Origin of the sequence: Photorhabdus heterorhabditis (assembly GCF_001280945.1) — a bacterium.
GTDB lineage: Bacteria > Pseudomonadota > Gammaproteobacteria > Enterobacterales > Enterobacteriaceae > Photorhabdus > Photorhabdus heterorhabditis.
The window spans coordinates 32,977-53,651 of the sequence record NZ_LJCS01000030.1; the positions used below are offsets into that span (position 1 = coordinate 32,977).

Genomic DNA, 20,675 nt, shown 5'->3' on the forward strand with positions numbered 1-20,675 from the left:
TGCTATTAGGATAAGGGGTATTATGTTCCGATAAAAGCTATCTGTTTCCCTAAAAGCTTTAAATAGATGAACAATACGCCCAACCTGTTTATAATCGGCGGCCCAAACAGAGGTATATGATGACTGCAACAAACTTTTCTGAACTCGATCTTGACGAACGCCTGCTTGATGCCTTAAATAGCAAAGGCTACTCCCGCCCGACGGCAATTCAGGCTGCTGCTATTCCGGCAGCAATGGATGGACGTGACGTTCTGGGTTCCGCGCCGACTGGTACAGGTAAAACTGCGGCTTATTTACTGCCAGTTCTGCAACATTTACTGGATTTTCCACGCAAAAAATCTGGTCCACCACGCGTTCTGATCCTAACACCAACCCGCGAACTGGCAATGCAGGTAGCAGACCAGGCAAAAGAACTTTCTGCCCATACCCATCTGGACATTGCTACGATTACTGGTGGCGTGGCATATATGAACCATGCAGAAGTTTTCAGTGAAAATCAGGATATTGTCGTCGCTACTACAGGCCGTCTACTGCAATATATCAAAGAAGAAAACTTTGATTGCCGGGCAATTGAAACACTGATCCTTGATGAAGCAGATCGTATGCTGGATATGGGTTTCGCCAACGATATTGAAACAATAGCCGGTGAAACCCGTTGGCGTAAACAGACAATGCTGTTTTCTGCCACTCTAGAAGGAGAAGCTATTCGTGATTTTGCTGAACGCTTACTGGAAGATCCGGTTGAAATTGATGCGGAATCATCCCGCCGTGAACGCAAAAAAATCCAACAATTCTACTATCGGGCAGATGATTTAACACACAAAACCGCCCTGCTCTGCCATTTACTGAAACAACCTGATGTCACTAAGTCCATCATTTTTGTTCGCAAGCGTGAACGTGTACATGAGCTCGTAGATGAGTTGCGTCGAGCCGGTATCAAAGCCTGGCTCCTTGAAGGGGAAATGGTACAGGCCAAAAGGACAGAAGCGGTTAAGCGTCTAAATGATGGCAGTGTCAATGTTTTGGTCGCCACTGATGTCGCTTCCCGTGGATTAGATATTGATGATATCAGTCATGTTTTCAATTTCGATTTACCGCGTACCGCTGATGTATACCTACACCGTATTGGCCGCACGGCTCGTGCAGGCCGCAAAGGTACCGCAATTACTTTAGTGGAAGCACATGATCACCTTTTATTAGGCAAAATCAGCCGCTATCTAAACGAACCCCTAAAGTCACGGATTGTTGATGAACTCCGCCCAACAACCAGAGCGCCAAATGAAAAAACCAGTAATAAGCCATCGAAAAAAGTACTGGCTAAGCGCAAACAAAACAAAGAAAAAAAGAAAGCCGAAGAGCTGAAGAAAAAAGTAAAAATACGCCATCGAGATAGCAAGAATATCGGCAAACGCCGTAAACCTGCTGGTAATCCAAAACCTGAAGCCCCAACCCGCAGCGATAGCGATAAGTAAATCTTTAAACGGGCCAATTGGCCCGTTGATTATAATATGCAGTTTCGCATAGTAAGATTATTCTGTGAGTAAATAAGCTCTCAGCAAACGCTTCTTTATTTCTATTAATAATTTATCAGGTATACCGCATGGCTGGGAGAACAGAGAGTATTAGAGCTTCATAAACACTATTTGTAGACGCTCTTGGTCCTGTTTCTGTACCAAGGAATAAAAAGATTTAGCGTTCCGCCCCAGAAAATACCGTCAAGCACACCATTACTAAAGCCAAAAAACAGATTAAAATGTAACGAATGCAACAACGCAGGGTGAATGCTTAACATGGCCGTAATAATAAACTTAACGATAAATGTGATAACAATCAGCGTCAGCGTGTTTCATAAATGACGTTATATATTCCCCAGACCAGGAATACTATTGGTAGTAAGAAAAGACGATCAATTCGCATTTCACGATCATACAAGGCACTAATCCCGCGCCTGATGAGAAAAGCAAAAAGAATCCAAACCCATATTGGGGTATCTTTAATAATGGTGGTCAGTGACATGTTATTTATATGAACGTCCCGCTTGCAAGGACCTCCATCGTTTTAACTCTGACAGATAGGTTGCAGCCTTAAATCCGGCTTTTTTGCAACCTTTCAAAGCTGCTAACCCCTATGTAATCCGCTGACTCACGCCTTATTTCTCCGACAAGCTTTAAGCTCAGAATAACATTCAGGTTTGGTGAGTCCCGGTCTTACCTGTCGTTGTCATCACGCTTGCTGCCAAAGCAACCTTTCTGTATTCACCCTTTTGTTAAGAGTTAATGTTTGTCTGTATCAGTGATTAATATGGTCTGACACTGACGTAATCTTTAGAACCGGACGTACAGAACTACCGCATCCGGCTCCCAACAGATCCGTGTCCCCACACACATATTCAGCAAGAACTGAACATTACGATTGAGCCACCGGTAAAGCATTCTCATACTTTGGTAGATAAACTGCCCAACTCGTCTCTAGTTATCAGATATGCCGTAATAATTTATCCAGCTTCTATCACTCTGATGACGATATTGAGGGCTTACCATTTGTCGGTGCTCAGGTTCTTCCAGAGGAAGTCCCTGAGTCCCTTCAATTTAGCGGCGAGACAGTCTTTTCAGCTGGTTAATTTCAGCCGCCAGTGTCCTTTCTACGACGGGACTTTTACCTACAAGATCAGTACAGCTTTGCCCAGCACACCATTCACTACATTTTTCCTTTGGCGAGAAAGATGTCTGCTATAGCAACTGACCATCAAGACGGTAGCTTATTAGTTAAATCCAAGATTTATTCATACTGACACTAAAACACCTGTAAAAATAATTTTTTCAACAATATCACATTAAGTAATAAAACCATTAAGCAACATATGGAAACACTATTTCATATATATATTCATACAGATTAACTTCATCCAAGATGATAAACGCCTTGATTGAATTACCAAACTCTAAATCAAAATCCCTTTTATCAACAATATTAATCACAATTTCAGCCGTACCGTTTTTTACGCCAAATATAGTCTCAACCTTCCCTTTTATTGCCCCATACTTGAGATAATCATAAGCATCCATTTTTAATTCTACGCTCTGTCCAATTTTAATCTTTCTAATATATTTTTCACTAACAACTCCTTTTGCTATAAAGTGATTACCATCAGGATATATAGTAAAAACCAACTCTCCTTTTTTTACCTGCTTAGGTCTGATGCCATTAATATTATTAAACTCAACCTTACCATCAGCTTTTGCAATTCCTTCTATTCTCAACTTACCATTCTTTATACTCTCTATCCGTGTGTTTTTTACATTCAATTCTGAGACAAGAACAGAGAGTTCACCTCTTAACTGGTTAAGCTCCATATCTAACTCTTTATATTTGGTTGCTCCAATTATGTATCTACTCTGCTCATCATCTAAACTGTATTTTCTTTTCTCCAAGTCTAATATATCAGATTCAAGATTAATCAAGCCACGACGTGATGAAAATAATTCCATTTTATATTTAATAATATCTTTCGTGGATAAATAATTATTATTATGCTTTAACAATTTATCTACAAAACTCATCTGTTCTCTGTAGCTTTGACTAAAAAAATCATAGTCATCTCTATGGTCCTTCAAAATAAAGTCTATATTTTTTAATTCACTTTCATTTTTATTAAACTTAAAATCTTCATAATTTTTTTCAATCTTCATCCGCTCATAGACATTATCTATATACTTTTCCATCGCATTAATTTTTGTATTATCTCGTTTTATATTTTGCAATAAAATAGATTCAGCCTCCTCTAAATCTGGATTAATCGCATTATAAATAGAATCTCCTTTTTTAACCACATCACCATCAAGAACATTATAATTTTTAATGTCTATATCCTTTTCTGCATAAAATAATACAGGTTCCGGTGCGGTTTTAATAAAAGCATTTTCTAAAACAACTCGCCTCTTTATAGTCACAACAAAAGATAAAGCAAAACATATAATCAGCAAAAAAACTGTTATACTTATAATCAATTTATATTCTTTATGCAGTTCTGACTTAACTTCATTATTAGAGTTTAATTTATTCATTAAAAGCCTCTAGTTTGAAGAAATCATAGTCTTTTTCACTTTTCAACTCTAACACTTCATGATTTTCACAATCAATAGTAAAATCATGAGCGACATAGAATATAATACAACCTTCTTTTTCTGAAATTAATTTACTTACGACTTTAGCATTTTCATTATCAACTCCTCTAAATATTTCATCAAATATCAATACCGATTTATCTGACAGATAACCTCGTAAAAAGAGTAATACTTGTCTTTGTCCTTCAGAAAAAGGGTTAACCTTATCACTAATAACGGTATCTAGTTTTTCAGGCAGGCTATCTATTGTCTGCCATAAATTTAATTTTTTAAGCATACTCTCAACTTTATTCCTATCAACGTCTCTTCCTAATGTAATATTTTCAATAATACTTGTAGTAAAGAGTATATCTTGTGGGAAGTATGCAGCGCATTGATTTATATGAATTTCAGGCTTAATAGTTTTATCAGAAACATAAAAATTCACAGATCCATTTACAGGTGGAATCAAACCAATCAAAGTCTTACATAAAGTTGTCTTACCAATACCATTCTGTCCTATTATTTTATATATCTTATTACTTTGAAAGGTAAGATCCGGAATTTTACAGACGATATTTCCATTAGTACCAATATGAAGATTCCTTACTGTAATTTCGTCTACACTAACAATATTATCATCTAATTCAGTATTCAATAAACTCTCATCTACAACATTATTCCCCATAAATTCTTTATACCTTTCAAGAGTAATGCTTGATCTTTTCAACTCCATAAAAGAAACTAAAATCTGCATTGTATGTTTTAGAGACATTTCTGTAAAAGCAATTAACGTCAACATTATACCTAGTGAAAAACTACTATATCTAATAATGCTAATAACCATGACACATCTAATAACAGTACCAATGATTGTGTTAACTGTTAGAGTTTTACTTTTCACACCAGCAACAAGTAATGCAACATTTTTCTCCCTATTCAAAAAATCATTCATCCTGTCAACACATCTATTCAGAATCCTGTTTCGATAATTATTGCCTCGTATCGTTTCCCTTCCTCCAATAATATCATCCATAATTGAAAGAAAATTTGATTTTATTTTAAAACGCTGCTCTTCTAAAATAATCATTTTCTTGACAGACAAAAAATAAACAACCACCAGCATAATTATTCCTAAGATCAAAAAGCTGACAACTAGAGGACTAACATATAGCACTATGATTGATAATATTAAAATCGTAATAAGCTTAACAACAATATCTATTAGCAGAGTCAAATAATACTTTTTAATATTTTGAGCATCATAAATCCTTTGAATCAATCCACCTTTATTATAATCATTCAATATAGATAATCTTGTAGTAATCAAAGCAAGTAAATATTTATCTAAATAATAATAGTCCAAATATTTTTCCAGTGATGCTCTAAAGCGAGCAGTCAAATAAGTTAGTATCATATTGAATGATTCATATAATAGATAAGATATCATAAAGATAAATAAAAAACGCAAGTCACCTGATGGTATAACCGCGTCAATCAGATACTGCATAAAAAATGCAGCAAAAGAACTAATGACACTTAATAGTAAAGAGTATAGTAATAAAGATTTTATATAACCTGTCGCAAAGTTATCCTTCAATGCCACATCCATTTTCATGCTAAATTCCTGGATAATATTAATATAATTTACAACAATGAAATAACCGTGAATTCAGCAACAAGTTAGTTCATTACCCAATTAGAAAACCTAATTAAAATACATATAGCACTATTTTGGAACATTATTTAGTTATCAACCACATTCAGTATGTTCATAATGCCCTGACTCACAAATTTTTCATCAGAATTTGTTTCACCACCAAGAAGCATAATAACCTCTCTATAAAGAAAATCTATTTCCTTAACTCTTGTTTCTATATGATTAGGGCTCATTGCCAGTGAGAAATGCTCAGCAAAACTTTCATCAATATCTTTGAGCTGGCTAATCATTTTGCGAAAACCTTGCAGTCCCCAATGACGATGAAGTCTGATATAAGAATCTGCAATATTGAGCAAAAACTTAGAACATGCAAATTCGAAAAATCCAAGGTCATCTTTCACTTGATGTACCTTCCGGTATAGGCTTTCAATTAGCAATGCACTTTTCCTTCTATTTTCTATAGAAAATGTTTCTACAATAGGCGACTCGACTATAGAATAGGTTTTTAGTTTCAATTCTCTTACTATATTTTTATTATCAAAAATAATCTCTGAATCCAACATATGCTTTATTGTTGGTCCATGCTTATAAGATAAAAGTTTTACTAAAGATTTTTCTGCCATATACCTAAGTTCAAATTCTACTTCACGATAGACTATCTTCTTTCTAAATAAATCAATTTCACTTCCATGTATAATAAGCAAGTCAATATCACTGCTTCCATTTTTATATTTACCTGTAAAATATGATCCATATCCAAGAATAGCTAAGACTTTTTCTTCTCTCTTTATTTTTTCTACAATTTCTTTTAAGCATTCTTTAATGTCGTCCATACTACCTCGCTTAGAGTATCTATCACGAAAAATATAAAAATCATTCACTGTAAACTACAACATATTTCACATCAAAACATTTCAACTATTTTAACTCGATTTCATTCAGGTGAAATCGAACATCGTTGGGTTTGTTCATATACTCTGATAATGGTAAGTTACTCTTTATTGTATTTCGTAATTGATCTAGCTTCTTAATATAATTTAATCTAGTTTCTGATTGGAATCCAGTAACAGACGATGTGGTAAGAGAGCTTTCTCTTTCTATCTTTACATAGAGGGGACGGTTAATATTCCTGACCTTTACACAATGAATAGCCCTAAGTAAAAAATCATCATCAGCAGCAATTCTAGTTGTACCATCAAAACCACCAAGGGTACGAAATATACTAAATCTAATTAACTGAGAAGGTTGAAAACTCAGATACTTCTTACCAAGTTGATGTGCAATATAAGGGATTCTATAAAATTTCTTAATACGAAATGAGTTAACCGTATGGAAATTTTGGTAGAAATCTATATATGAAGTACCTAATATATCAATATGACTATTTTTGTTCATCAGATCATACAGGCAATCCAGTCTCATTGGTACAGAATAGTCATCTGCATCATGAAAGGTTAAAAATTCAGTATCAATTCTATTGATGATATCATTTTTCAATCGATAAGTCCCGACATTAACATCACTCCTAAACAACCTAATATTTAAATTAGTTTTACTTGCTAAATATTCTAAAACATGTTGGAGCTGTATATAGTTGTCTTCTGATGAATGATCATCAGCAACTAAAATCTGCACATCACTCAAACAAGTTCTCATTATAGACTCAATAGCACTAACAATAAGTATAGGCTGATTATAATGGGGGATTAGTACAGAAACTCTACTCATGTGAGCTACTCATTCAAAATAATTATTAATTATTCAAATTACAATGAACACCTTCAACTACAACTCCAAATTGGCGAAATATCTTTATTAAATAATGTATGTACAGGTTTGGATGCCAAAAGAAAAAACCAAGCCTCACAATAGTAAATGGAATAATGAGAGCAGTAATCCATACCTTACTCAGGTCATTATTATTAAATATCCTATAATTTGTTCTTCCTACTCTAAAACTTCTTTTTAATACCCAAAAAATATTTGCACGATTTTGGTCATAGAATTCATAGGCCAGTGCATCATGGCAATAGAAACAGCTGATCCCAATTTGCTTTGCTCTATGGAAAAAATCCGTATCCTCTCCTCCTGTAACACCAAAATTCAAGTCAAACAACTGCTCTTTCATCGATTCATATACTCGGCGTACAATAAATACATTACAAGTGCTGACATTTATATCTTTAGAATCTGATACTAATAAGTCTCGGTAATAAAATGAAACTTTTTCCATCCATTTTCTTTTTTTATCCAAAAAAATAGGATAAGTGTTACCTTGTATCACATCAGCATTTGTCTGTATCTGGCATTCAATAAGCGCATCTAACCACCGAGAACTAACAATCTCATCATCATCAATCATAGCAACTGCATCGCACTTATATGTTTCAAAGGCCAAAGTTAACAGCATATTTCTAACTAATGAGATATTTTTATCTTCAACAAGAATGACATCAATATGGAAATTAAAATCATCTTTGATTTCATTGATCATGTTAAAAGACTCTTGCTGAGAAGAATCGTTATCTGCCACAATGGCAGTATAGTTATTTGATGTCTCTAATTTTTCAATGGATTTCAATAAACGTAATAATGATGAACTACGTTTATAAGTAGGAATAAGAATTGCTACTTGCCGTAACATCCATTACCTCCTAATAAATTTAACGATAATGAAGTCATCATGCTCTATCTTTCTGAATGTATTTTAAATTAAACGTATCTCTTAACCATTTAAAATCATTAATGGTTGATAACAAGAATTCCATATTTTCAATGTTTTCCTCATAAAAATGAGCAGCATCATTAGCTCCTTTTGATATCCAATCACCAAATTCTATCTGAGTATCAATTAAACTCCATGCCGTTAATCTTTCTTTACATATAATATCTTCTTTAGGATTTTTCCTTGGTATACTGAGTTTTATACATTCTCGAAAAGCAGCTCTCCAGGAATGGAAACTGCTTGTGTTAATGACTGTATCTGAAGCAACAATATTGACTACACGATAATCAGGGCTAAGAGATATGGTCATATCTCCAGAAAAATTTTTAACATCCTGAAACAACCTTTTATTAAATAATTTCACACCTCCATTCCCGTAGCATAAACGATTAACTGAGTTAACACTTCTCCATACATAAGTCGCAGTTGAGCATAAAGGTTCCACTGGTAACTCAAAGTTAAATTCATCTCTAATTTTACTGTCTCCGTCTACAACAAAGAACCATTTAGCCGTTACAGAATCAGAAGCAACTTTATGAGCGTTTAAGATACCATTAACACCATGAATTCTTTTTGCATCAGGAAATCTATTTTTCAAATGATTCCAATTAGATTCAGCACATGGTTCATCATAAGATATAAAGACAATGTCATATTTCATCTGTATTCATCCTTCAGAAAATTCCTCATTAAGTATTATGTTAGCTAAATGTTTACTTTGAATATTAATATTGAATTCATTCATTATTTTTTTATGTGCATTCTCCCTCATAATATTTTTATCTTTTTTACTCAACTCGTCTATATATGATATTTTTTCTGATAAAGCTACAATATCTCCTTCATTGACAAGAAATCCATTAACATTATTTTCAATTAACTCGGTAATCCCGCTATGGTAGGTAGACAAAACTATCTTTTTCATAGCCATTGCCTCCATTAATACCACTGGTATCCCTTCCATGTCACCAGAGTTAGATGTTTTGGATGGAAGTATTAAAACATCTGCGTCTTTCATAAAATTTAAGACTATGTGATGGGGTTGAAAACCATGCATTTTTATATGTTCATTCAAATTAAGTTTTAATATTAATTCATAACAATAATCATTGAGCTCCCCATCGCCAACAATGTCTAAAGTAAATGACACTTCACTGCTTATTCGTGCTAGAGATAACAATAAATCAGGCAATCCTTTTTTTTCTGTCAAACGGCCGACAAAAATTATCTTCATTTTTTCTTTATTAGATTCATTTGGATATAAACATGAAAGAGCATCAATATCGATCCCCAGATGTAGCACCTCAACATTGGTAGGATGACATCCTAGATTGATGATTCTATTACGCATATATTCACAAACTGAAAAAATTTTATTTGCTTGCTCAAATAAAATTCCGTAATGATTTCCCAGATCATTAAGACTCTTTTCTTTAGTCATTTCATATGCATGTAATACACTATATAGTGCACTCTTAATACATCCATATTTTTTCAATTGTGCCGCCATGATACTCGCCATACCAAAATGGCTTATAACGATATCATTAGGTTTTATTTGTGATGGATTGGATAGAAATTTAAATAACAAGCGTTTACGGTAACAATTTCGTTTAAACAAACTCATTCGAGAAAATAAATAACCAGAGATTATAGAAAAATAAATAAATTTAAATATTGCATATATAGGATGAACGTTTTTTATATCTTCTAGACAAACATAGGGAATTGTAGAATCATTGGCACAGATTGTATCACTAGATTTAGAAACAGATACAACTCTTACATTAAATCCTTCTTTCTTCAAACTGATAATCTGTTGATGTACAAAAGTTTGTGTTAAGACTGGATATTCTTCAAGAAAAAAAACTATATCACGCATAGAAGATCCTTTTCTTTTTCTACTCGTTATCTTTCAAGTTGCCTCTTTGTTGGCTGCACTCACTCACCCCGGTCACAGAATTATCTATGCTCCCAAGGATTCGCCCCCTTGCCGTCGCGATGCATCTTGAAATCCATTGGGTATATATGGTTAAACAGAGCCACATTAACATAGAAATTATACTGTAATCTATTCCTTTAATTTTTATCACAGCGGGTTTCATAGAAAATCCTCACATTGTCAGTTTATTCGTGGATAATTATTATTTTCAAATAGCAACATTATCAAAATAAGATTTATTTTTCCTATAGAAAAACAAACTCATTGTAAGCCCAATACAAATAGAAAGAACATGGCCTGGCTTCGGGTAGTGAGCATAAATAAAATCTAGAACTATTGCCGGCAGCATGGAAAAAACAACAGCAAACTTTAATATACTAGAGGTATGCTCTTTGACAAAAACCAACAGCAATGCAAAGGAGGATACACCCAAAACAGCTTGTGATGCTCCCGTACCAATATTCCAAGGGTAACTAACAAAGTTAGTGCTATAAAGAGTTCCCAAAGCACCAGAAGTAAACCATAAAACTAATAAAAATTTAGATCCAAGATGTTTTTCTAATAAAATTCCCAGTATGGAAAGTGATAGCACATTGTAGACCATATGCAGTTGTTTAACATGTATGAACTGAGAAACCAGAAGTCGCCAATACTCAAATTCATATAATCTATTTGGTGTTAACCCTCCATATTTCTCTAGATCTATAATACTCATTTTACCGATAAAGCTATCTGTTAATGAATATGAAACAAATGTGGAATAAACAATTGTCACACATACTATAAATACTGTTGTTATAGGAACTTTTTTAATTTGGAACATTCAATACTTCCTTCATAATCATTACATGACATCATAAATTATATCAGATAAATCTTTAAGTGTAACATCTATATCATCAATTTTACTTGATTCTATGTTACGCTTAAAGTTAGTAACAATCTCAGGATTGTCCAACCATCTTTTTATTAAGCTAGGCCCATTAGATTGATTTTCAAAACAAAAACCAAATTTTCTTTTGTTTGTCAACTCCACTATCCACCTTTCCATTGGTAACCCAGAGAAATGTACTAAAACTGGTAAGTTGAATCTAATTGATTCCAATACTGTGTTCGGACCAGATTTAGAGTATAGAAATGATCCGTTGTTTGTTGAAGCCTCTAGTGCCAACTTTAGATAATCCTTATTAGCTAATGTATTATAAATATATGCTCTATCTGCATATTTCCTATTTAAATCTATGCATTCATCATACAATTTCTTATTCGAAACAATAACCATGAAAATTTTAGGTTTCGAAGGATGTTCGAAAGAAGTTTTTAATACATCAAAGTAACCTTCTTCACATCCATTGCAGAGAATTAAAATAGAAGGAATATCCTTCTGCTCGATTTGATAGTTTGAAACTGGCTTAAATAATGGAACAGTCTCTAATCTATGAAATTTTTTAATCATATCAGAATTTGGGTAATAACTTGTAGTTCTAATCGTCAAATCACTACTAAAATGTTGATGTATTTTAATATCTAACAAACCAGGATTAGTTATGAAGTTCACAGTTTTGAAATCAAAGTCGAATTTTTTTTTGAATGCATGGACTACTTTTGCAATAACGCCTTTTGTCGATATAATTAACGATGGAAAATCATTTTCAATGACACTCGATAATGATTCATTTAATACCTTCTCATTATTGAAATTACTAATCCATGAATCAATATCATCTATCAACTCATCATATAACTTCAATTTAATGTGAGGGTCATAGTAACTTGCAGCAATCTCTTGCATCCTTAATCCAAACTTGCTGAACACAGGCACTAATTCATCAAAACAGATTAGCTCTGCAGAAAAAATCTCTTTACTGGCTAGTTCTGACTCAATTTTTTTTGCTGCTTCATAATTTCCCATTCTCCCCCAAGTTCTCATGCAAATAATCAATATCTTCTTCATTTAAGTAATACCCCCACAGTAACTCATTAAATAACGTTTCATAATTTTGCTACACATGGCCTTCTTCAACCCACTGTTATACATAGAATTATGGGTGGTATAAGATGTAGCACTATTTTGGAATCTTATTTAAGATAAACTCAAAATCTAATATAAATTCATAACTTTCACCTGATTGAGTTTTAATATATTTTCTAGGCAGGTTTCACTATCTAATAGTATTATTATATATATATGCTACAAAATTTTATCTAATTATCTAGTTGAACAACACGCACGATTAGCAACTAAAAAATAAAGTTTCTTGTTGTATGAATGATAAGTGCTCAAGAGAAATTAATTGCAAATGGTCGCCGTAACCCTCCAATCAAGTCTTTAATTCATACTTCCTTATCGCACGAGCAAGTCCGTCCTTCGTGTACGGACTTCCCGGTACTGGTGATTCAAAGCAAGTTGTTGCAACATGATTCATTCAAGCTCAGAAAGGACTATCTTCGATTTCATAAAAACAAGTGGAAAGTCAGATTATCGTATTACCCATTATAACAAGAATGCAGATAATTTATCTGATTAACTTAGTTCATTTCTATACTAAAAAAATCATAATTATTTACGATCCCTTTAGGATCTAGACGTTTCTTGAGTGCTAAAATTTTTATATAATCATCTCCATATGTTTTTATTTTATCTTCATATTTCATTTCATGCCATCCCGCAAGATAAGGCCGACCTTCATTTAAAATACACTCTTCTAATATTTGACTATGCAATAACTTTAATTTTTCATATTCTTCGCTTTCGCTTCTAGGAAACGTAAAGTACACCCCGACCCCGAATACAATTCCACTCATTTTTTTTGATATGGGTTCGAAAGGAAAGAACTTACTTAAACTAGGACTTTTCTTTAAAATTATAAGAAGCCTACCTTTATTATTTATAAAAACGTTATTGTTAATTACTTTATTTAATAGGAAATTAGCAAAAGCCATAATATTATTCTGATCAACACAATAATCTCCCCAAAGATTAACATGGTCTCTATTCCAGAGATCATGCCTATAGGCACCAAATGTTCTTCCTCTATAATCTCTTACTGAATGGTATTTGTAGCCAATACACCCTGTCACTTGACATTCTAATACCTTATTAACAATATTAATCTGATCAGAATTATTGCTGAGAACCATATTAACATAGTATTTTCCTCGGTATAATTGACATGTGACAGCTTCAATATTCAGATTGGAATATTCAGATATCAATATCAGAAAACTCAGTAAATGAAGAATTCCATCAAACTCTATCACATAAAGTATGTTCTCTACTCTTAATGGAATTGCTTCAAAAGTCACATCTTCAATAATACCAAGTATTCCTAATGATGCGAGTCCAAAATTATAAAGTTCGGAATTTGAATCTTCTGAACATCTATGCCTTTTTCCATCAGGTGTTATTAGAGTATACGATTGAATACATGATGCCTGACTGCCATATAGATATGAATCTTCTCCATATCCACCAACAGAAAGTGTTCCTCCAACAGTCGTATCAGGATGCCTAGTCAAGATAGGAAATGATAAGCCATTTTTTCTCAAAAAACACTCAACAGACAACCATGTTTCAAAAGCTGAAACTTTAAACTTATATTCATCTATTTTTTCAAATACCGGATTTTCGACTGATACTACTAATACAATTCCCTTTGAAAGCGATTGTGTACCAAAAGAATGCCCAACACCACGTATATTTATTGGTATCTCATTTATATTACAATAGTGAATTATATCTATTATTGAATCTGTATTTTTCACACAGACAACAGCAAGCGGTGGTATTGAATACATTCCACCAAAGTTTGTACAAAATGTTGATAAATATTCTTCCATCAATATGACATAAACTCCATGCAATTGATTAAGATCATTATAAATTGTCTTTTTTTCATGCCAAGTAGTATTCATTATTCCAGAACCTGATTTTATTCCATAGTTAGAAACCAAGGTATACTTTTATAAAAACCTATCAAAATAGAGGATATTTCGTATCATGCAGACTTATAGTATATTCTTGATTAAATGCTTTATACATACTAATTAGCACAATTTATCAAAGTGGTTCTGTAATATATCTGCCCACTCTTTCTTGAACCAAGGCGTACAAAACTCTTCATTATTATGAATATATTCTTGGACATCTTTAATATTAATAAAAAATCCTGCTGATACTTCTTTTGGGTTTTCCGTTGGTGGTGTATCAGTAAAAACAACAAAGACATGACATAATTCATGTTCATATCCTACATCTTTATATTTTTCTTTATATTGGAACTTATATAAAAATTTTGGCTCTTCATTTATTACAATACCGAGTTCTTCTTCCGCACGTCTCATCACGGCATGATAAATTTCTTCATCCGGTCTCGGATGACTGCAATATGAGTTAGACCAATATCCAGGCCAGAGTAATTTAGACTGTGCTCTCTGCTGAATGTATACCTCATTTTTTGAATTAATAATAAAGCAGGAAAAGGCACGGTGAAGATGATCACCGTTTAAATGAGCGTCTATCTTATTAATGCATCCGACTCTGTTATCATTCTCATCGACTAAAACCACATTTTCCATATTAGAGACTCCTCATTAATATATTCTTTCTTTATTTAATATGTTTATAGCATTGTTACTCCAATTGACTTCTTCAAATGTAGTTCCAATTGAAATAAAATCAGCACCAGAATATAACAGGTTATTTACCTGCTCAGTGTTTGATATTCCTCCACTAACAAACAACAGTGTATTATCGCCAACAATAAATTTTACAAAACTGCATATTTCATTAGAAATAACGCTGTTTCTTGAGTAAAGGTAAAAAACCTTCAATAAATTGAAATCTATACCTTCCAATGCTTTAGCAATACTTTCTGTTGAGTGATCTACAGTTTTTGAATAAACAAATTTTTGAGACTTTTTATCATTACCTAGAACAAGAGCAGCAGAACTGATTAAACAGTTGTCACCATACTTTTCAATACTCTGCTTGATGGACTCTCTCTCTAATGATAAAGAGCTATAGTATTCCACATTGGAATTTATCACTGATGTGGCAAAAAATGCATCTGCGTGAGGTGATGAAGGAAATCCGTTTGGTTTCTGAGGAGGAAAATGCGTTATGATCGGGATGGTTTTAATCTTTGATGCGGCAGCTATAAAGGGAGACACTTTCATCTCAAAGTTTTCACAATCCGTACTAGCTATTATACAAAAAGGAGCATATTTTTGAAAAGTTAATAATCTATTTATATTTATTTCATAATTAAACTTAAATGGATCGAGGATAGGGATTATTGACTTTCTACATGAAGACATATATTTACAAATATCCATAGTAAACCCTATTTTGACGTTATTAATTTAATGACCTAAATAGCTTTTCATAATACCGATACAGTTGGTCTATTTGATTAATATTCAAGCAGTGCAAGTCTGGTGCCTGATAGGCTGCAACAATTACGCCTATTGAGATAGGCTCTAACTCATCGCTCTGCTATGCATACAACTCCTGCTACACAAGGTGTTATACGAAGTGGAGCCCTATTTTGGAAAGTTATTTAGTTTGACAAAACAATTTTATTAATCAAATAAAGATTTTTTTTCCTTCAAACTTTCAGTTTTTTCCCAAGAATATGCAGACCATGCTATTTCTCTTAACGGATTTCCTAAAAATCTTCTAAAAAACAACTCAATCAATATGATTACATGCCATATTAAGAATATAAATTTAAGTATACTTTTTATAATCTTATCTTTAATAGGTACATTGATAAACATGGCAGGGAACAACCCATTGAACTGAACTTCTTTTAAATAATACAAGCACTTATCCAATGGATAATCAGCACAATAAACTATAGTGCTAATAATGGATCTACGTATACGAAAATATGTATCTTTGACATTCCCTCCAACATAATGTTGACATATAGACTCTTCCACGATCCTCATATTATTTTGAGGATTTTCTAATTTCATGTCTAATAATTCAAAAAAGAAAAAACCATCATCACAAATATATCTGGCAGGAATCAAGTTTTTTATTGATGAGACACCTACCATCATACAACAGCCATGTGGATATTTTGTTTTCTTTGTAGACATTTTATTTTTGGCAAAATTCAAAAATTTTGAAGTAGGATATTTTTTCGGTGTCGGGCATTTCAATGCACCAGAACTCCCTATAAACCCTCTGCGACGAAGATCTTCATACAATTGTAAAAATGCATCATCAGATAGAATAACATCATCATCCATCCATCCAACTGCTGAACAGTTTATCCTTCTTGCTAAAAGAACAGTTTGATTTATTGAATATGCTTTGCTCCTGATATCTGTAAGAAACAATATCAACTTGTCGTAAACCTCATTTTCATTCAAAAGCTTTTGAACACTATCAATAATATCTTCTCTATGACTATAGTTAGATTGAATACTAACCATTAATACAGAATTAAATTTGATGCATTGTTCTATTCCTCTTTGAATTGCTTCTAAGATCTCAGATTTATCACATCGTCCCCATAGTGTCGGCAACAATATGATACTATCTGCATTCTTTATATAAAATAATTGTGCACATTCCTTCAATTCTACTTCATAACAACGCTCATCACTAAAATATAAATATACATCTTTATGTTTCGAATAATTCCAGTCATTCCCTTTTACATAACATTTGGATAATTGCTTCTGCATTCTCTCAAATATATTCATCATCTTATACCCCAACAAAATCACAATATTCACATATTCCGACTCTATTTCTATTCTTTAATTGTTCTCTAATTTCATTTAAATTATTTGAATTCCATATCTCAAGAATGCTTTGGTGGTTAAGATCTCCTATAATGGCTTCTTCCATCCAATCCTGACAGCACAAAACAACAGTACCACTGAATGTTATTGTGAGTTCAGTAAATGGTTTTACACATGAATTATTTAGAAATACCTTCTTTTTTTCACCAATATTTCCAGCACGATTTGTCAAGCTTTCAGAATTATCTCGTGTTACAAATATTAAATTATCAGTAATATTCTCCTCCCATTTTTTTATTTTCTTCAATACTATTTTATCATCAGTATAGTCATTCACTATTAACTCAGCATATTGACCAAGCTCCTTAGCAATTGTTTCATTTAATAAGGAACCATTTGTCTGAATAATTATTTTTGCATTTGTTTCGTTTTTTATTTTTTGAGCCCAATCTATAATTCTCTTATCCATCAATGGCTCATTTCTAAAAAACAAACTGATATAACCATTAAAGTCTTTTAACTGCTCCACTATTTTATCAAATAGTTCTTGCTGCATTTTCCCTTGTTTCATTTTGACTTTATTTGTGGGACAAAATGAGCAGGAATAGTTACAGCCACTTCTTGTTTCTATTTGTATAATCTTAGGGAAATCTGGCACATCTAATTTACTACTTATTAATTTAGATAAAAATGACTCTATGAATTTTGATTTTATATACTTCCTATTTATACCACTAATTGTGTTTAGAACACCTTTTCTTTTTATTCGACTAAAAACATAGCGGATTTTTTCTTTATTTATAAGATTCATCTCAGTAAAATATCCTCTTTATAAATTTCGACTCAATATATTAAGTTAATAAGATAAATTATCTGCATTCTTGTTATAATGGGTAATACAATAATCTGACTTTTCGCCTGTTTTTATAAAATCGAAGATAGTCCTTTCTGAGCCTGAACACAACTGTAGGTATAGGAATAAAATCATGACATACGCTACCGCTCATGGATTACAGGCTCCAAAATCCTAGACAGTCCCAATAGTTATTCATGATAAATGTATCTACCTAGTCAATTTTGGCGCGCTACCGCTCCTAGACAGTTACCCAGTAGTTATAGAATTCGTTTTTCCTCTAAATAACTAATTAATGGAAATTTAAAGAAACATTCCATTAATCCAGAAATCAGCGTAGGGTAGATCACGAATAACTAACATTTATACTTAATTATTAAGATTAGTTTAAGATTTTTAAAATGCAAACGTGATGAAAAATAAATTTATGTGAGAACCTCTAAATACTTCCCTTAGTCGCGAAATTGAGCAAAATACAAACAATGTCGTTCCTGACAAGGTAACTTCATCATGATGACTCGCTGTTCTCAGCAAAAATATCCTGGTGCAGGTAATTTACCTAAGCGCTATGCTTACTTATTGGAAACATTAAGCATGTTTGAATTACCAGCGAAACTTCCTGACAGAAAATATCCGAGAGTAGTGAGGCGTAAACCACAAAAATACCCGGTAAAAGGGGAAGCCAGCCAGCTTAACTGACTGGCATTAGGCCAAATGGCCCGTTTTTATCTTACTTCAAATAATACCGGCTGACTTGCTGAGCTTTCAACCAATTATTTACTTTGTCATATTCAGCCTGCATCTCACGACTACGAATTTCTAACGGCGTGAGATTGAGATACATCTGGAATGTTAACTGCTGCTTGTTTTGCAATTTAGGATCAGCTCCTGACTTCAACAATATCAACACCAGTTCCGGTGAATTAATTTTAGCTGCAATATGTAACGGAGTATCCCCAATCCGATTAGCCAGATTTGGGTTAGCGCCTGCCGCTAGCAATAATTCAACCTGCATTTTTCTCCCTACCTGAACTGCAACATGTAAGGGGGTTGCTAAAGTAACAGAATGAATAACATCCACATCATGCGCTACTGATAATAAGGATTGGAGATAATCAGGATTACTAACTTTCGCCGCACTATGTAAAGCACTTTCTCGTTGTAAACCTGGTTGAGCAGGATCAGCCCCCTCTTTCAGCAAAGTATTAACATCATCCATTCGTTGATTGAATATCGCCCATTGCAACGGATTTATATTTTCGTCATTCCACTGACAATCCGATTCCGACTCAAGCTCAACTACTTCGCCGATTTTCATCATACCCCTTTTCAATTATACAGAAACATTCACAGCCGATTCGTTCAACATCGCCAGAGATTCTTCTTGCTGTTCATCATCTAAAGATAACCAAGGTTTGTATATCGTTAATAATTCCAACACCTTTTTAAGAGAATGTGCATTTAATCCACGCATCAGAGAAGGCAACCATTTGCTCGATTCTTCCAAGTCACCATTATATTTCAGTAAAATTTTATGCCCTATTGGCTGGGATACTGGCAGTTTCTGTTGTAATGTATCAAGCAAGTCATACTCCGCAACATAATGCCGTATCAATCCATTTTCAGCTATATTTCGGCCTTCTTGTGGTGAAAGCCCCAGATTTTTCATCATATTGTCGGAAACACCGGCTGAATTAAATATCACCGCAGGCTTTCCAACGGATAATGCAGCTGTTGCTGCTAATCCGCCCCCCAAAGAATGCCCAGTAAATAACATATTTTCCCCAAATGCCATTCTGGCAGTACGGGCTAAATCAACAGCCTGATGGTATTGTGCTTCATCAAACCCAAAACCTTGCCGTAAATTAGTCAGTATATCCTTTAAATCATTAGTACCTACAAAAGCAACGATATAGAGATCGTCATTACGATAAATACCCGCCTGAAAACCCGTTGTGTCATCCCTCAGATTTTTCGGTTCTATTCCTGCTTTTAATAATTCTTCATCAGAAAGACGAACATAATCACCAATTCCCATAGTGGTTCTTATATAGACATCATCAGAAATCAAGGCCAACATATAATCAATTTCATGAGATTGCTGACCACTAATCTGCTCAGCTTTAATTTCTGTCATTAATTTTAAATTGATGTTAATACTCTGCTCATTAACTAATGACTGGTAGATTCGATTATTCTGGCTAGTTGTTGCTGAAACAGAAGAAACTTCAATAGTTGCTTTCTTAATATTTTGGGTTAAAACAGCAGGTGGTGTAACAAGTTCAAGCTTATTCGAAACAGGCAAACCTGAATCGACTGAGAGTCCTATACCAATTGATAAACTCATAAACTTCCCCTAAGGATAGTTGAAAATAATTAGCTATTTAATTGGTGCAATTAATCTATCGGCAGGGAAGTAATATTAAGCCAACCAAATTATTACATTACATTAACAATGGTGATGAATTGTGATTTCCATCTCTGATATCAGCTCAGTTTCTACCTAGTACTACAGCCGTACTTATCCTGAGGGTGGGCTCCCGCCTCTGCGCCGGTAGTGACACTGCTGAGCACGGTACTGGTGCCTTCGCCTCCATATAGACCAATGCAGAATGTGTTCAACGACATCT

Annotated in this window: 19 protein-coding genes and 1 pseudogene; 2 read left to right on the plus strand and 18 right to left on the minus strand. The window is 33.5% G+C overall.

The genetic code is table 11. The annotated features are described in order from the left end of the window. Positions 1-119 precede the first annotated feature (119 nt). The gene (gene srmB, locus AM629_RS11795) at positions 120-1,472 is read left to right on the plus strand and encodes an ATP-dependent RNA helicase SrmB (RefSeq protein WP_054479156.1); all 1,353 of its coding nucleotides are present in this window, start codon (positions 120-122) and stop codon (positions 1,470-1,472) included. 364 nt (positions 1,473-1,836) lie between these two features. Here srmB and AM629_RS25130 read toward each other — a convergent pair whose 3' ends face one another. From AM629_RS25130 to AM629_RS11875, 16 genes and pseudogenes are all read right to left on the minus strand, one after another. Next, positions 1,837-2,016 (minus strand): DUF6622 family protein, encoded by a 180-nt coding sequence (locus tag AM629_RS25130; protein ID WP_338049386.1) that lies wholly within the window; start codon positions 2,014-2,016, stop codon positions 1,837-1,839. 392 nt (positions 2,017-2,408) lie between these two features. After that, positions 2,409-2,641 (minus strand): annotated as a pseudogene (locus AM629_RS24620) (group II intron reverse transcriptase/maturase); the annotation flags it as partial. 208 nt (positions 2,642-2,849) lie between these two features. Continuing rightward, entirely contained in the window at positions 2,850-4,064 is a 1,215-nt protein-coding gene (locus tag AM629_RS11805; RefSeq protein ID WP_054479157.1) for an HlyD family secretion protein, read from the minus strand. Continuing rightward, complete coding sequence (locus AM629_RS11810; protein WP_054479158.1) at positions 4,057-5,721, minus strand: ATP-binding cassette domain-containing protein; 1,665 nt, start codon at positions 5,719-5,721, stop codon at positions 4,057-4,059. Before AM629_RS11810 ends, AM629_RS11805 begins: the two co-directional genes overlap by 8 nt. Before the next feature lie 128 nt (positions 5,722-5,849). Further along, positions 5,850-6,596 (minus strand): nucleotidyltransferase domain-containing protein, encoded by a 747-nt coding sequence (locus AM629_RS11815; RefSeq protein ID WP_054479160.1) that lies wholly within the window; start codon positions 6,594-6,596, stop codon positions 5,850-5,852. An 85-nt stretch (positions 6,597-6,681) separates the two neighbouring features. Further along, positions 6,682-7,491, minus strand: a complete 810-nt coding sequence (locus AM629_RS11820) for a glycosyltransferase family 2 protein (RefSeq protein WP_054479162.1) — start codon at positions 7,489-7,491, stop codon at positions 6,682-6,684. Between the two features lie 25 nt (positions 7,492-7,516). Next, a complete protein-coding gene (locus AM629_RS11825; protein WP_054479164.1) occupies positions 7,517-8,407 on the minus strand; it encodes a glycosyltransferase family 2 protein in 891 nt (296 codons plus the stop codon). Positions 8,408-8,444: 37 nt separating this feature from the next. Next, positions 8,445-9,149: a hypothetical protein gene (locus AM629_RS11830; protein ID WP_011147544.1), complete on the minus strand. Its 705-nt coding sequence runs from the start codon at positions 9,147-9,149 to the stop codon at positions 8,445-8,447. A gap of 6 nt (positions 9,150-9,155) precedes the next feature. After that, complete coding sequence (locus tag AM629_RS11835) at positions 9,156-10,370, minus strand: glycosyltransferase (protein ID WP_054479165.1); 1,215 nt, start codon at positions 10,368-10,370, stop codon at positions 9,156-9,158. Positions 10,371-10,638: 268 nt separating this feature from the next. Further along, the gene (locus tag AM629_RS11845; protein WP_054479167.1) at positions 10,639-11,253 is read right to left on the minus strand and encodes a rhomboid family intramembrane serine protease; all 615 of its coding nucleotides are present in this window, start codon (positions 11,251-11,253) and stop codon (positions 10,639-10,641) included. Positions 11,254-11,274: 21 nt separating this feature from the next. Continuing rightward, a complete protein-coding gene (locus AM629_RS11850) occupies positions 11,275-12,384 on the minus strand; it encodes a hypothetical protein (protein WP_054479169.1) in 1,110 nt (369 codons plus the stop codon). Between the two features lie 575 nt (positions 12,385-12,959). Further along, positions 12,960-14,345: an FAD-binding oxidoreductase gene (locus AM629_RS11855; protein WP_235525462.1), complete on the minus strand. Its 1,386-nt coding sequence runs from the start codon at positions 14,343-14,345 to the stop codon at positions 12,960-12,962. 132 nt (positions 14,346-14,477) lie between these two features. Further along, positions 14,478-15,008: an isopentenyl-diphosphate Delta-isomerase gene (gene idi, locus AM629_RS11860; RefSeq protein ID WP_054479172.1), complete on the minus strand. Its 531-nt coding sequence runs from the start codon at positions 15,006-15,008 to the stop codon at positions 14,478-14,480. Between the two features lie 15 nt (positions 15,009-15,023). Further along, positions 15,024-15,767: a geranylgeranylglyceryl/heptaprenylglyceryl phosphate synthase gene (locus tag AM629_RS11865; RefSeq protein WP_054479173.1), complete on the minus strand. Its 744-nt coding sequence runs from the start codon at positions 15,765-15,767 to the stop codon at positions 15,024-15,026. 246 nt (positions 15,768-16,013) lie between these two features. After that, positions 16,014-17,153 carry a hypothetical protein gene (locus AM629_RS11870; protein WP_054479174.1) on the minus strand — a complete coding sequence of 380 codons (1,140 nt, stop codon included), beginning with the start codon at positions 17,151-17,153 and terminating at the stop codon, positions 16,014-16,016. Position 17,154: 1 nt separating this feature from the next. Further along, positions 17,155-18,003 carry a radical SAM/SPASM domain-containing protein gene (locus AM629_RS11875; RefSeq protein WP_054479176.1) on the minus strand — a complete coding sequence of 283 codons (849 nt, stop codon included), beginning with the start codon at positions 18,001-18,003 and terminating at the stop codon, positions 17,155-17,157. A 552-nt stretch (positions 18,004-18,555) separates the two neighbouring features. Here AM629_RS11875 and AM629_RS11880 point away from each other — a divergent pair. Beyond that, a complete protein-coding gene (locus tag AM629_RS11880) occupies positions 18,556-18,744 on the plus strand; it encodes a hypothetical protein (RefSeq protein ID WP_054479178.1) in 189 nt (62 codons plus the stop codon). 31 nt (positions 18,745-18,775) lie between these two features. Here the strand turns inward: AM629_RS11880 and AM629_RS11885 are convergent, their stop codons facing one another. Then, positions 18,776-19,363 carry an ankyrin repeat domain-containing protein gene (locus tag AM629_RS11885; RefSeq protein ID WP_054479180.1) on the minus strand — a complete coding sequence of 196 codons (588 nt, stop codon included), beginning with the start codon at positions 19,361-19,363 and terminating at the stop codon, positions 18,776-18,778. A gap of 15 nt (positions 19,364-19,378) precedes the next feature. After that, positions 19,379-20,392 carry a Tle-like phospholipase domain-containing protein gene (locus AM629_RS11890; protein ID WP_054479182.1) on the minus strand — a complete coding sequence of 338 codons (1,014 nt, stop codon included), beginning with the start codon at positions 20,390-20,392 and terminating at the stop codon, positions 19,379-19,381. Positions 20,393-20,675 lie beyond the last annotated feature (283 nt).

What these genes read in the sequence shown, in the direction of transcription:
- AM629_RS11885 (WP_054479180.1), bottom strand. Translation starts at nt 19,363, where the DNA reads ATGAAAATCGGCGAAGTAGTTGAGCTTGAGTCGGAATCGGATTGTCAG.
- srmB (WP_054479156.1), top strand. Translation starts at nt 120, where the DNA reads ATGACTGCAACAAACTTTTCTGAACTCGATCTTGACGAACGCCTGCTT.
- AM629_RS11805 (WP_054479157.1), bottom strand. Translation starts at nt 4,064, where the DNA reads ATGAATAAATTAAACTCTAATAATGAAGTTAAGTCAGAACTGCATAAA.
- AM629_RS11830 (WP_011147544.1), bottom strand. Translation starts at nt 9,149, where the DNA reads ATGAAATATGACATTGTCTTTATATCTTATGATGAACCATGTGCTGAA.
- AM629_RS11810 (WP_054479158.1), bottom strand. Translation starts at nt 5,721, where the DNA reads ATGAAAATGGATGTGGCATTGAAGGATAACTTTGCGACAGGTTATATA.
- AM629_RS11880 (WP_054479178.1), top strand. Translation starts at nt 18,556, where the DNA reads ATGATGACTCGCTGTTCTCAGCAAAAATATCCTGGTGCAGGTAATTTA.
- AM629_RS11835 (WP_054479165.1), bottom strand. Translation starts at nt 10,370, where the DNA reads ATGCGTGATATAGTTTTTTTTCTTGAAGAATATCCAGTCTTAACACAA.
- AM629_RS11865 (WP_054479173.1), bottom strand. Translation starts at nt 15,767, where the DNA reads ATGGATATTTGTAAATATATGTCTTCATGTAGAAAGTCAATAATCCCT.
- AM629_RS11820 (WP_054479162.1), bottom strand. Translation starts at nt 7,491, where the DNA reads ATGAGTAGAGTTTCTGTACTAATCCCCCATTATAATCAGCCTATACTT.
- AM629_RS11850 (WP_054479169.1), bottom strand. Translation starts at nt 12,384, where the DNA reads ATGAAGAAGATATTGATTATTTGCATGAGAACTTGGGGGAGAATGGGA.
- AM629_RS11875 (WP_054479176.1), bottom strand. Translation starts at nt 18,003, where the DNA reads ATGAATCTTATAAATAAAGAAAAAATCCGCTATGTTTTTAGTCGAATA.
- AM629_RS25130 (WP_338049386.1), bottom strand. Translation starts at nt 2,016, where the DNA reads ATGTCACTGACCACCATTATTAAAGATACCCCAATATGGGTTTGGATT.
- AM629_RS11815 (WP_054479160.1), bottom strand. Translation starts at nt 6,596, where the DNA reads ATGGACGACATTAAAGAATGCTTAAAAGAAATTGTAGAAAAAATAAAG.
- AM629_RS11825 (WP_054479164.1), bottom strand. Translation starts at nt 8,407, where the DNA reads ATGTTACGGCAAGTAGCAATTCTTATTCCTACTTATAAACGTAGTTCA.
- AM629_RS11845 (WP_054479167.1), bottom strand. Translation starts at nt 11,253, where the DNA reads ATGTTCCAAATTAAAAAAGTTCCTATAACAACAGTATTTATAGTATGT.
- AM629_RS11890 (WP_054479182.1), bottom strand. Translation starts at nt 20,392, where the DNA reads ATGAGTTTATCAATTGGTATAGGACTCTCAGTCGATTCAGGTTTGCCT.
- AM629_RS11870 (WP_054479174.1), bottom strand. Translation starts at nt 17,153, where the DNA reads ATGATGAATATATTTGAGAGAATGCAGAAGCAATTATCCAAATGTTAT.
- AM629_RS11855 (WP_235525462.1), bottom strand. Translation starts at nt 14,345, where the DNA reads ATGAATACTACTTGGCATGAAAAAAAGACAATTTATAATGATCTTAAT.
- idi (WP_054479172.1), bottom strand. Translation starts at nt 15,008, where the DNA reads ATGGAAAATGTGGTTTTAGTCGATGAGAATGATAACAGAGTCGGATGC.